At 68.8% G+C, this 11,670-nt stretch carries 10 protein-coding genes; 7 read left to right on the top strand and 3 right to left on the bottom strand.

All coding sequences use genetic code 11. The features are described from left to right. Position 1: 1 nt before the first annotated feature. The gene (gene lptM, locus M8009_RS13700) at positions 2-196 is read right to left on the bottom strand and encodes an LPS translocon maturation chaperone LptM (protein ID WP_250062114.1); all 195 of its coding nucleotides are present in this window, start codon (positions 194-196) and stop codon (positions 2-4) included. Further along, positions 196-1,614: an argininosuccinate lyase gene (argH, locus tag M8009_RS13695; RefSeq protein ID WP_250062113.1), complete on the bottom strand. Its 1,419-nt coding sequence runs from the start codon at positions 1,612-1,614 to the stop codon at positions 196-198. Before argH ends, lptM begins: the two co-directional genes overlap by 1 nt. Before the next feature lie 261 nt (positions 1,615-1,875). On the opposite strand from argH, the gene hemC reads away from it, so the two are divergent. From hemC to M8009_RS13670, 5 genes are all read left to right on the top strand, one after another. Beyond that, positions 1,876-2,817, top strand: a complete 942-nt coding sequence (hemC, locus tag M8009_RS13690; protein WP_250062111.1) for a hydroxymethylbilane synthase — start codon at positions 1,876-1,878, stop codon at positions 2,815-2,817. After that, positions 2,817-3,611 carry a uroporphyrinogen-III synthase gene (locus M8009_RS13685; RefSeq protein WP_250062109.1) on the top strand — a complete coding sequence of 265 codons (795 nt, stop codon included), beginning with the start codon at positions 2,817-2,819 and terminating at the stop codon, positions 3,609-3,611. Before hemC ends, M8009_RS13685 begins: the two co-directional genes overlap by 1 nt. Positions 3,612-3,617: 6 nt before the next feature. Next, the gene (locus M8009_RS13680) at positions 3,618-5,348 is read left to right on the top strand and encodes a uroporphyrinogen-III C-methyltransferase (protein ID WP_250062107.1); all 1,731 of its coding nucleotides are present in this window, start codon (positions 3,618-3,620) and stop codon (positions 5,346-5,348) included. Beyond that, positions 5,345-6,592: a heme biosynthesis HemY N-terminal domain-containing protein gene (locus tag M8009_RS13675; RefSeq protein WP_250062099.1), complete on the top strand. Its 1,248-nt coding sequence runs from the start codon at positions 5,345-5,347 to the stop codon at positions 6,590-6,592. Before M8009_RS13680 ends, M8009_RS13675 begins: the two co-directional genes overlap by 4 nt. 207 nt (positions 6,593-6,799) lie before the next feature. Beyond that, positions 6,800-8,158 carry an NCS2 family permease gene (locus tag M8009_RS13670; RefSeq protein ID WP_250062097.1) on the top strand — a complete coding sequence of 453 codons (1,359 nt, stop codon included), beginning with the start codon at positions 6,800-6,802 and terminating at the stop codon, positions 8,156-8,158. An 86-nt stretch (positions 8,159-8,244) separates the two neighbouring features. Here M8009_RS13670 and ybiO read toward each other — a convergent pair whose 3' ends face one another. Further along, positions 8,245-10,617, bottom strand: a complete 2,373-nt coding sequence (ybiO, locus tag M8009_RS13665) for a mechanosensitive channel protein (RefSeq protein WP_250062095.1) — start codon at positions 10,615-10,617, stop codon at positions 8,245-8,247. 270 nt (positions 10,618-10,887) lie between these two features. On the opposite strand from ybiO, the gene M8009_RS13660 reads away from it, so the two are divergent. Together M8009_RS13660 and M8009_RS13655 are read left to right on the top strand one after the other, a co-directional pair. Beyond that, positions 10,888-11,277: a fluoride efflux transporter FluC gene (locus M8009_RS13660; RefSeq protein ID WP_250062093.1), complete on the top strand. Its 390-nt coding sequence runs from the start codon at positions 10,888-10,890 to the stop codon at positions 11,275-11,277. Beyond that, complete coding sequence (locus M8009_RS13655) at positions 11,274-11,666, top strand: fluoride efflux transporter FluC (RefSeq protein WP_250062091.1); 393 nt, start codon at positions 11,274-11,276, stop codon at positions 11,664-11,666. Before M8009_RS13660 ends, M8009_RS13655 begins: the two co-directional genes overlap by 4 nt. The last annotated feature ends 4 nt before the right edge of the window (positions 11,667-11,670 follow it).

Here is an 11,670-nt window from a genome sequence, read left to right as displayed (position 1 = left end):
CCTAGCTCTCGTCGTCTCGGGCGGTGTCGTCGTCCTGCCGGGCTGCGTCCTCGTCCGACGCCTCCTGCTGGCCGGCGGGGTCGTAGCGCTCGGCGGCCGCCTCGTCGCCGGGCAGGTAGAGCGGGCCCTTCTGGCCACAGCCGGCCAGGGCCAGCGCCAAGGCCAGTCCCATGGTCAGGGGGGCGAGGCCACGCATCAGGCCTGGCCCGTCAGGGTCGCCAGGGCGTCCCGGGCCCGCTGGGCCGCGGCGCGTACCTGGTCCGGGGCGGTGCCGCCGATATGGTTGCGGGCGGCCACCGAGCCCTCCAGGGTCAGCACCTCGAAGACGTCCGCCTCGATGGTGTCGGAGAACTGCTTGAGTTCCTCGAGGCGCATCTCGGAGAGGTCCTTGCCCTCGGCCAGCCCGAAGGCCACCGACTGGCCGACGATCTCGTGGGCGTCGCGGAAGGCCACGCCCTTGCGCACCAGGTAGTCGGCGAGGTCGGTGGCGGTGGAGAAGCCGCGGCGGGCGGCCTCGGCCATGCTGGCCTTCCTGGGTTCGATGGCCGGCACCATGTCGGCGAAGGCGCGCAGGCAGCCCTTGACGGTATCCAGGCTGTCGAACAGCGGCTCCTTGTCCTCCTGGTTGTCCTTGTTGTAGGCCAGCGGCTGGGACTTCATCAGGGTCAGCAGGCCCACCAGATGGCCGTAGACCCGGCCGGTCTTGCCGCGCACCAGTTCCGGCACGTCCGGATTCTTCTTCTGCGGCATGATCGAGGAGCCGGTGCAGAAGCGGTCGGGCAGGTCGATGAAGTCGAACTGGGCGCTGGTCCACAGCACCAGCTCCTCGCTCATGCGCGACAGGTGCATCAGCAGGATGCTGGCGAAGGCGGTGAACTCGATGGCGAAGTCGCGATCGCTCACCGCATCGAGGCTGTTCTCGGCGGGGCGCTCGAAGCCCAGCAGCTCGGCGGTGACGTGGCGGTCGATGGGGTAGGTGGTGCCGGCCAGCGCGGCGGCGCCGAGCGGCATCACGTTGACCCGCCGGCGGCAGTCGAGCAGGCGCTCGTGGTCGCGGGCGAGCATCTCCTGCCAGGCCAGCAGGTGGTGGCCAAAGGTGACCGGCTGGGCGGTCTGCAGGTGGGTGAAGCCGGGCATGATGGTGTCGGCCTCGCGGTCGGCCAGGGTGATCAGCCCCTCGCGCAGGCGGGCCAGCTCGGCGCCGACCACGTCGATCTCGTCGCGCAGGAAGAGGCGGATGTCGGTGGCCACCTGGTCGTTGCGCGAGCGGCCGGTGTGCAGCTTCTTGCCGGTGATGCCGATCTTCTCGGTGAGCCGCGCCTCGATATTCATATGCACGTCCTCGAGGGCCACGGACCACTCGAAGGTGCCAGCCTCGATCTCGCCGCGGATCTCGCCGAGCCCCTCGATGATGGCGTCGCGCTCCTCGTCGGTCAGCACCCCGACCCGGGCCAGCATGGTGGCATGGGCGATGGAGCCCTGGATGTCGTGGAGGGCGAGGCGCTGGTCGAAGTCGACCGAGGCGGTGAAGCGCTCGACGAAGGCGTCGGTGGGCTCGCTGAAGCGGCCGCCCCAGGACTGGTTGGTGCCGGGGTTCGGTGAACTAGGGCTCATCGGGCTGGGCATCCTGCTAGACGATTGCGGTGGGTGACGGCCGGCGTGCCGGCCGCAGCGCCGCCGGGGCGGTGCTGCCTTGACATGGCGGAAAGTGTACCAGAGTCCGTGGGGCTGGCGAGGGGCGGCAGTGGAAGGTCGCCGCGGGACGACGCGATTTTTCCTGCCTCGCGCGGTGCTTTATGATGAAGGATATCCATGTCATCACCGGGCGGCGGCACAACGCGCGCCAACGGCAGGCAACCGGTACGGGAGAACCACGTGCAAGCCATCAATACCCTGCGTATCGCCACCCGCAAGAGTCAACTGGCCATGTGGCAGGCCGAGCATGTCCGCGACCGACTCATGGCCGCCCATCCCGGCCTGAAGGTGGAGCTGGTGGCCATGTCCACCCGCGGCGACAAGATCCTCGACACGCCGCTGGCCAAGGTCGGCGGCAAGGGACTCTTCGTCAAGGAACTCGAGGAGGCGATGCTCGACGGCCGCGCCGACATCGCCGTGCACTCCATGAAGGACGTGCCCATGCACTTTCCCGAGAGCCTGGGTCTCTCGGTGATCCTCGAGGGTGCCGAGCCCACCGACGCCTTCATCTCCAACCACTACGCCTCCCTGGACGAGCTGCCCGAAGGGGCGCGCATCGGCACTTCGAGCCTGCGTCGCGGCCTGCAGATGCGCGAGGCACGTCCCGACCTCGAGGTCCTGAGCCTGCGCGGCAACGTCCAGACCCGCCTGGGCAAGCTCGACGACGGCGAGTTCGACGCCATCCTGCTGGCCACCTCGGGCCTCCGGCGCCTGGGCCTCGACGACCGCATCACCATGGAGCTGCCCCCCGAGGTCTGCCTGCCGGCCTGCGGCCAGGGCGCGCTGGGCATCGAGTGTCGGCTGCACGACCCCGAGCTGCTCGCGCTGCTCACCCCCCTGGACGATGCGGCCACCGCGACCCGGGTGCGCGCCGAGCGGGCCATGAACACCCGCCTGGAGGGGGGCTGCCAGGTGCCCATCGGCGGTCATGCGGTGTTCGAGGACGACGGCCAGACCCTGTGGCTGCGGGCCCTGGTGGGCAATCCGGAAGGCACTTGGGTGCTGCGTGCCGAGGGGCGCGGCTCCATGCACGAGCCGGAGGCCCTGGGGATTCGTGTCGCCGAGGAGCTGCTCGACCAGGGCGCCGGCGAGATCCTCGCCGAGGTCTACGGCGCCGGCTGATGGCGGACCTGCCGGTACTGATCTCCCGGCCGGGCGAGCGGGCTGGCCCGCTGGCCGCGGCCATCGAGGCCCGCGGCCTCGACGTCCTGCGTCTGGACGTCATGCGCCTCGAGGCGTTGCCGGACGCCCCGGCGACGCGCACCGCCTGGCTGGACATCGACCACTTCCACAAGGTGGTGGTGGTGAGCCCCTTCGCCGCCGAGTGCCTGGTCGAGGCGCTGGACCGCTACTGGCCGCAGTTGCCGGTGGGCATCGACTTCTATGCCGTGGGGGCCTCTACCGCCGCCCTGCTCCACCGGCGCCTGGGCGTGCGGGTCCATGTGCCCTCGCCCTCGGCCGGTGAGGACACCAGCGAGGCGCTGCTGCGGCTCGCCTCCCTGCAGGCCCTCGACGCGCGGCGCGTGCTGCTGGTCGCCGGCGAAGGAGGGCGTGCGCTGATCGCCGAGACTCTGGCGGCACGCGGTGCCCGGGTGAGGCGCCTGGCGGTCTATCGCCGTCGCCTCCTCGACCCCGAACCCGCCATGCAGGCGCGACTCGCTGCCGGCGATTACCGTGCGCTGGTGGTCAGCAGCGGAGAAATCCTCGAACATCTGGCAAGATGGTGCACAGACGCCGCCTTGAACCAACCGCTAATCGTTTCCAGTGCCCGGTTGGCTACACTGGCCGGCAGGCTGGGGTTTCGTTTCCCCGTCGTGGCGTCGGGTGCCACGCCTGCCGCCCTGGCGGTCGCGGTCGCCAGGAGCAGCGCCCCGGAGGAGGCCGATGTCGATCATGATGATCTCGAAAAGGGCTAGCGACAGATGAGCAAGCAACCACACGATCAGGACGAACAGCAGGCGCCCTCCGGCGCGGAATCGGCGAGCTCGGGAGGCGAGGCCGGCAAGCCGGCCGCTTCCGGCAGGCGTCGATCGCGTCGCTATGACAAGGCCGGTGGCAAGCAGGCCGCCGGCGCGACGCAGGGCAAGCCGGACGCCACGCAGGCGCCTGCTGCGGCCGGCGAGTCCGGCGCCGGTAAGACGTCGTCCAGCGCCGCCGACACGTCCGCCAGCCCTCCGGCAAAGGGCGACAAGCCAGCAACCGGCAGCGACAAGCCCGCGGCGGAAAAGCCTGCGGCAGAGAAGCCCGCGGCGGAAAAGCCTGCGGCAGAGAAGCCCGCGGCAGAGAAGCCCGCGGCGGAAAAGCCTGCGGCAGAGAAGCCCGCGGCAGAGAAGCCCGCGGCAGAGAAGCCCGCGGCAGAGAAGCCCGCGGCAGAGAAGCCCGCGGCAGAGAAGTCCGCGGCAGAGAAGCCCGCCGCGAGCCAGGCGGCCAGCCCCAAGCCGACTGCCTCGAGTGGCGGTGCCGACAAGTCCGGCAAGGCCGACACCTCGGCCAAGATCGGCAAGAGCGCCGGCAGCGGTGGTTCGACCGCCGCGGCGGGTGGCGGTGCGTCCGCTGCCACGACGGGGAGCTCCGGTGGTGATGGCCGCAAGGGCGGGGGCAAGGCCGGTATCCTGGCCCTGGTGCTGGTGATCCTGCTGGCCATCGGGGTTGTGCTGTTCGGCTGGCAGGCCTGGCAGAAGCTCGACGCCCAGCAGCAGCGCCTGGCCTCGCTGCCCGGCGACGTGGCCAGCCAGTCGGACCTCGGCGACCTGCAGGGGCAGCTCGAGAGCGCGGAGAGCGAGCGTGATGCGGCCCTCGACTCGGCCCTCTCCGACCTGCGCGGCGAATTCGCCGACTATCGCGGCAGCGTCGACGAGACCCTGGACAAGGTGCTCGACGAGCTCTCCCGCGAGCAGGACACCGACGAGCGCGACTGGCTGCACGCCGAGGCCGCCTACCTGCTGCGCCTGGCCAACCAGCGCCTGCAGCTGGAGCGCGATGTCGAGGGCGCCGCCGCCCTGTTGCGCACCGCCGACGAGCGGCTCCGCGAGGCCGACAACCCGGCCCTGGTGCCGGTGCGCCGCGAGATCGCTTCCGAGCTGGCCGCGCTGGACTCGGTGCCGCGGGTCGACCGTACCGGGCTCTACCTGGCGCTCAACGCCCAGCAGGAGCAGCTCGCCGGCCAGCCGCTGGCCCAGGAGATCGAGGAGATCACCGCCGACGCCGCCGCCCTCGAGGAGGCGCCCACGGGCGGGTGGCAGGAGCAGTTGGCGCGCTTCGGCGGCGAGCTCAAGGAGCTGGTCACCGTGCGCCAGCACGACCAGGCCCTGGAGGCGCTGATCTCGCCGGAGCAGGAGTCCTATCTGCGCCAGAGCGTGCGCCTGGTGCTCGAGCAGTCCCAGCTGGCGCTGCTCAAGGAGGAGCAGGAGCTCTATGAGGCCAGCCTCGACAAGGCCCTGACGCTGATCCGCGGCTACTATGACACCAGCGCCAGCGGCGTCCAGTCGGTGATCGAGCGTCTCGAGGAGCTCAAGGAGCAGAGCATCCGCCCGGAGCTTCCCGATATCAGCGGCTCCCAGCAGGCGCTGGCGACCTTTATCGAGCGGCGCTTCGAGGGTCGTGGCAACAGCCAGGAAAATGACGATGGCCAGGGCCAGGGAGATGACGCATGAGAAAGCTGATCCTGATCGTGGTCCTGGGCCTGGCGCTCGGGGCGCTGTTCGGCCAGCTGATGATGTCGGTGCCGGGCTACTGGCTGGTGCGGGTGGGTGATACCTCCTTCCAGACCTCCTTCTGGTTCGGCCTGATCCTGCTGCTGGCCGCCTTCATCGTGCTGCACTTCGCCCTGCGGCTGCTGATGCGCCTGACGCGGCCGGTGAGCCGCTTCAAGGTGTGGAACAGCCGTGCCCGCAACCGCACCGCCATGAAACGCACCGTGCGCGGCCTGGTGGCGCTGGCCGAGGGCCGCTGGAAGAAGGCCGAGAAGTCGCTGGTCAAGGCGGCCGATGACTCCAGCACGCCGCTGGTCAACTACCTCTCGGCGGCCCTGGCGGCCCACTACCAGGGGCGCTACGAGCAGGCCGACACCCTGCTCAAGCGGGCCCACCTGAGTACCGAGGGGGCCGACACCGCGGTGGGCATGATGCAGGCCCAGCTGATGCTGGACCGCCAGCAGTACGAGGAGGCGCTGGCAATCCTCACCCGCCTGGACCGCCACTTGCCCAATCACCCCCAGGTGCTCAAGCAGCTCAAGCAGGCCTACCTCAGCGTCAGCGACTGGGATGGCCTGCGCCGCCTGATGCCCCGGCTGGGGGCCCAGCAGCTGATCTCCCGCGAGGAGCGCGAACAGCTCGAGCTGCGCGCCTACCGCGAGCTGATCGGCCAGGAGGCGCGCAGTCCCGGCGACATCGAGCGAGTCCGCAACCTCTGGGCCGACATGCCCGACTACCTGCGTATCAACACCGACCTGATCGTGCTCTATGGCGAGGCGCTGGTGCGGGGCCACGAGGAGGGCATCGCCGAGCGGCTGCTGCGCCACTCGCTCAAGGAGCACTGGGACAGCCGCCTGGTGCTGCGCTATGGCCTGCTCGACGTGGATGCCCCGCGGCAGCTGGTGGTGGCGGAGAAGTGGCTGCAGGAGCGGCCCAACGACCCGGACCTGCTGCTGACCCTGGGGCGCCTGTCGCTGCGCAACGCCTACTGGGGCAAGGCCCAGGAGTACTTCGAGGCGAGCCAGCGCCAGCGGCCAAGCGGCGTGGCCAGTGCCGAGCTGGCCCGGCTCTATGCCAACTTGGGCGAGCACCAGAAGAGCCAGCTCTTCTATCGGCAAAGCGTCGAGCTGCTCGACAAGTCGCTGCCCTCCCTGCCCCAGCCGAGCGAGGCGCCGCACGAGGAGAAACAGAGCAAGACGGCCTGAGCGCTCGCCGCCGAGCCGGCCAGTGATCCACTCTCCATGGGGCGCCTTAGGGCGCCCCTTCTGCTGCCTGGCCATCCGGTATCCAGGTATTAGACCTTTTTGTATACCCTGATGGCGCCTCGGGTGTTGTCCAATCGGTCAGGAATTGCCTACCCTAGTCGGCGACAGACCTTCCACCACGACCCACAACAACAACGGGACCCCGCCATGGAACAGACATCGACCGCCGCCGCCTCTCCCGCCGACGCCTCGGAGGGGCGTTGGATCGACCGCTACTTTCGTGTACGTGACCGCGGCTCCTCCCTGCGCACCGAGGTGCTCGCGGGGATCGCCACCTTCCTGGCCTCGATGTACATCGTCGTGGTCAATCCAGCGATCCTCTCGGATGCCGGCATCCCCTTCTCGGCGGCCCTCTCCGCCACCGTGCTGATCAGCTTCATGAGCAGCCTGGCCATGGGGCTCTATGCGCGCAACCCCATCCTGGTGGCCCCCGGCATGGGCATGAATGCGCTCTTCACCTACACCCTGGTGCTGGGCGCCGGCCTCTCCTGGGAGGTGGCGCTGGGCTGCGTCTTCTGGTCCGGCGTGCTGTTCGCGGTGCTGGCGATGTTCAACGTGCGCCAGGCGATCATCGAGGCGATCCCGGCCTCGCTGCGCTACGCCATCACCTGCGGCATCGGGCTCTTCATCACCTTCATCGGGCTGAAGAACGCCGGCTTCATCGTCGGCAGCGAGGCCACCCTGGTGACCCTGGGCAACTTCGACGCCAGCCTGGTGACCTTCTTCATCGGGCTGATGGCCACGGCCATCATGGTGGTGCTGCGCTTCAACGGCGCGCTGATCCTCGGCATCGCCCTGACCACCTTGCTGGCGGCCCCCATGGGGCGCGTGTGGGGCGAAGAAGTGATGGTGGAGTGGAGCGGCCTGGCCGCCTGGCCCGACTTCAGCGCGGTGATGCAGGTGGACATCTGGGGGGCGCTGAAGGTGGCCTACCTGCCGTTCATCTTCGTGATGCTGTTCACCAACTTCTTCGATGCCCTCTCCTGCTTCATGGCGCTCTCCGAGTCGGCCGACCTCAAGGACAAGGACGGTAACCCGCGCAACCTCAAGCGCTCCATGACCGTGGATGCCTTCGCCTCGATGATCGCGGCACCGCTCGGTACGAGCGCGGCCCAGACCTTCATCGAGTCCGGTGCCGGGGTCGCCCAGGGCGGGCGTACCGGCCTGGTGGCGGTGACCATCGCCCTGCTCTTCCTGCCCTTCCTGTTCCTCTCGCCACTGCTCTCGCTGGTGCCGGGCATCGCCACGGCCCCGGCCCTGGTGCTGGTGGGGCTGTTCATGCTCTCACCGATTGCCAAGATCGACTGGAGCCGCTACGACGAAGCCTTCCCGGCCTTCCTGGCGATCATCCTGATGCCGCTGACCTACTCCATCACCCTGGGGATCGCCTTCGGCTTCCTCTCCTTCGTGCTGATCAAGCTCTTCACCGGGCGCCTGGAGGCGATCCGTCCGGCCATGTGGGTCTCGGCGGCACTCAGCGTGCTGATGCTGGTGACCACCCACTAAGACATCGCCGCTGCCCACCCGAGTGCACAGCGGGGCTGCCTTTCGGCAGCCCCGCTTTTCGCTGAGATTGGAGAGTTGCCGGGTCGTCAGGTCTCGTCGACGTCATCACCACTCGGTTTCTCATGTGAGGGATCTGATACTTCCTCCACATCATGCCGCTTGTGCTTGTTTCCCCTGGGGTCGAAGCGATCGTCAGTCTGCCTGTCCAGGGTCTTGGGCTGGCCAGCCGGGCTTCCATCGATGGTGAAGGCCTGCTGCATTACTCGCAGGTTGGCTGGTGGCGCGGATCCTGTCTTGTCCTGACCGAAATACAAAGTGGTATGCGGGAAGGGGATCTCGATGCCGGCCTCGTCGAAGCGCAGCTTGACCAGGCGGTTGTAGGCGCGGCCCACGGCCCACTGGTCGCCGGGCGTGGTCTTGATGACTACCCGGATGTTCACCGAACTGTCGGCCAGCGCCACGACGCCGGCCACGGTGAGCGGCTCCAGCAGCTTGTGGCCGTGCTCCTCGCTGGCCTGGAGGTCCTCGAAGGCGAGCTTGAGCTGCTCGATGGCCTCGTCGATGCTCTCGCGGTAGGCGATGCCGTACTCGCCGACGTGATTGCCGAACTCGCGCATGTAGTTGGAGACGGTATCCACGCTGGAAAAGGGAATCAGGTGGTAGGTGCCGGAAAGGTCACGGATGCCCACCGAGCGGATGCTGAGCTTCTCGGCGGTGCCGGTGATGCCGCCCACCGTGACCACATCGCCGGTATTCATGGCGTTCTCCACCTGGATGAAGATGCCGGTGATGATGTCCTGCACCAGCTTCTGGGCACCGAAGCCGATGGCCAGGCCCAGCACGCCGGCACCGGCGATCAGCGGGCCGATGTTGATGCCGATCTCGGCCAGCACGATCATCGCGGTCATGGTGATCAGCGCGATGGCCAGGGCGTTGCGGAACAGGGCCAGCAGCGTCTGGGCCCGGGCCGAGGGAATGCCGCCGCCGGTCTCCGGGTTGAGCTTGTGCTCGATCAGGCTGGCCAGCCCCAGCCAGACGGCCACGGCGATCATCAGGATCACCGCCACGCTGATCACCTTGCCGACCAGGCCGCGGCCGGCCTCGGAGGCGTACCAGGTCGCCAGGTCGAAGGCGCCCCAGGCGTTCAGCACCACTAGGAATACCGTGATCAGGATCAGGGTGCGGATCACCCGCAGGGCATTGGGCACATAGCTGTTGAGCCGCGGTTCGAGCAGCGGCAGCTTGCGGCGCAGGTCGTCGCCCAGGCGGATGCGTCGGCCGATGGTCTGGGTCAGCAGGTTCGAGACCAGCAGGCCCACTATCACCGCGGCGATGGTCTTGAGGGTGGCGAAGAGCACGAAGGGCAGGGCGTCCGCCGGCCGGGTCAGCACCAGCACCAGCACCATCACGAAGTAGGCCAGGGCGAACAGGTGCCAGGTGCGGGCGAACAGCTGCAGCGAGACCCGGCTGGCGGCCATGGTGGCGTTGTCGGCCTTGTGGTTCAGGGCGTCGCGCAGGCGAACCCGGTTGCGCAGCACCACGCCGACCGCATAGATGAAGGCGCCGATCATGATCAGGGTGCCAACGCTCTGGCCCAGGGTCGGCGACAGGTAGACATTGACCAGCGGCACCACCACCATCAGGCCGTAGCCCACCAGCCCGATCAGGCGCGCGATCCAGCGGTTCCAGTAGGCGGCGTCCTCGGCCCCCACAGGCAGCAGGCGCAGCCCCTCGTAGCGCGACGAGAAGAGCATGCGCACGGCCGCCTTGAGCAGCTCGATCACCAGGAAGGCGTTGAGGAACAGCGAGGCACGGGTCGAGAGTTCGCCGGTCTCGCCCACCGCGAAGGTCGCGACCAGGTTGCCCCCCACGTAGGACAGGGCCACCACCGCCACGTCGATCACCGCCGCCAGGGCCACGCAGAGCACCAGGCGCAGCACCGGGGTCAGCCCCTGGCCGTTGAGCGACCACTGGCTAATGCGTGTGAACAGCGGCCGGGCCAGGCGGCGGATCACCACGAACAGCACGAAGGTGGCCAGTATCACCAGGCCGAGGTTGATGGCGGCGCTGGTGAAGGCGGCCGTGTCGAAGCTGCTGGTCGCATCGGCACTGCCGGTGAACAGCCCGCCGAGCACCTCCACCAGGCTGGTGAACTGGCTGCCGACATCGCCGACGATGCGGCTGGTGGCTTCGGCCAGTTGACGGGGCAGCGAGGGCTCGGCGGCGGCGCTCCGCTCGGCGGCCGTCGATTCGGAGGCGGCGACGTCACCGGCCATGCCGCGCAGCTGGTCGATCAGCTGCTGGCGAGACTGCTCGTTCTCGAGCAGGTCGGCCAGGGTGGAGTAGGCCGGCGGCTCGCTGCCGGCATCGGCCTGCTGGGCATGGGCCGGGGCGGCGAGTGCCACCAGGGCAATCAGCAGCCAGCCGAGGATGGCTGGAAGGGCTCGCAATGGGTTCACGCTGTGACCTCCGTCTCTTGGCGTGTTGGCGATGTTGTGTCGGGGTTGCGCTCGGGTATCGGCATGATACGGACTTTGTCTCGGGGTCACGAGCTGGACGCTGTGATCACATTTTCATGTACATGTATTGTACATCACGACCAGCATGTGCCAATATTGCTTGCAGCAGCGACCCGAGGGTCACTGCCACCTGCAAGGCAAGCATGCGATACTCTTGGCCACCCTCATCGGGTGGCTTTTTTTTGGTTCCTCGCAACGCCTGGAGAGTGGATGAGCATCGACCCGCTGGTGCTGCTGGCCGTGGCCGGTGGTGGGGGGCTGGGCGGCATGGCGCGCCTGGCGGTGGGCAACCTCGTGGCCCATTACCTGGGCGCCGGCTTTCCCTGGGGGACCCTGGTGGTCAATCTGAGTGGCGCCCTGCTGATGGGCCTCGCGGCCGGGGGGCTGGGCCTGCCTGGCCCCGAGGCGGGTCTGGCCTGGTCGCTGCTGGCCATCGGCTTGCTGGGGGGCTACACCACCGTCTCCTCCTTCAGCCTGCAGACCCTGACGCTCTGGCAGCAGCGGCGCAAGGCCGCTGCCCTGGGCTACGTCGCCCTGACCCTGGGGACCGGGTTCGCTGCCCTGCTGGTCGGGGCCTGGCTGGCGGGCGGCCTGACATGATCGCCTGGCGTGCCTATGGCGCCGTGGGGCTGGGCAGCGCCCTGGGGTCCACGCTGCGCTACCTCGTCTCGCTGGCGCTGGCGGGGCCGGCCTTTCCCTGGGCCACCCTGGCGGTGAACGGCCTCGGTTCCTGGCTGATCGTCGGCTTCGCCGCCTATGCCGCCCGCCGCACCCACGGCCGGGTCGCGCGCTGGCAGCCCTTCCTGGTGGGTGGCTTCTGTGGCGGCTTCACCACCTTCTCGCTCTTTGGCCTGGAGACCCTGGCCCTGATGCATCAGGGCCGCCTGTTGGCGGCCCTGGGCTATGTGGCGGTCAGCCTCGTGGTGTGGCTTGGCGCCGCCTGGGGAGGATATTACGCCGGGCATCGGCTGGCGGTCGCCCGGGGCTAAGGGG

The sequence above is a fragment of the Halomonas gemina genome, from assembly GCF_023554995.1.
GTDB classification, from domain to species: Bacteria; Pseudomonadota; Gammaproteobacteria; order Pseudomonadales; family Halomonadaceae; genus Halomonas; species Halomonas gemina.
The sequence above is the reverse complement of the archived record's forward strand: the minus strand, read 5'-3'. Positions and strand labels throughout refer to the sequence as shown.

Bases quoted from the DNA above. Each gene is read 5' to 3' on its own strand.
- lptM (WP_250062114.1), bottom strand. From the start codon at position 196: ATGCGTGGCCTCGCCCCCCTGACCATGGGACTGGCCTTGGCGCTGGCC.
- argH (WP_250062113.1), bottom strand. From the start codon at position 1,614: ATGAGCCCTAGTTCACCGAACCCCGGCACCAACCAGTCCTGGGGCGGC.
- M8009_RS13685 (WP_250062109.1), top strand. From the start codon at position 2,817: ATGGCGGACCTGCCGGTACTGATCTCCCGGCCGGGCGAGCGGGCTGGC.
- M8009_RS13680 (WP_250062107.1), top strand. From the start codon at position 3,618: ATGAGCAAGCAACCACACGATCAGGACGAACAGCAGGCGCCCTCCGGC.
- M8009_RS13675 (WP_250062099.1), top strand. From the start codon at position 5,345: ATGAGAAAGCTGATCCTGATCGTGGTCCTGGGCCTGGCGCTCGGGGCG.
- M8009_RS13670 (WP_250062097.1), top strand. From the start codon at position 6,800: ATGGAACAGACATCGACCGCCGCCGCCTCTCCCGCCGACGCCTCGGAG.
- M8009_RS13660 (WP_250062093.1), top strand. From the start codon at position 10,888: ATGAGCATCGACCCGCTGGTGCTGCTGGCCGTGGCCGGTGGTGGGGGG.
- M8009_RS13655 (WP_250062091.1), top strand. From the start codon at position 11,274: ATGATCGCCTGGCGTGCCTATGGCGCCGTGGGGCTGGGCAGCGCCCTG.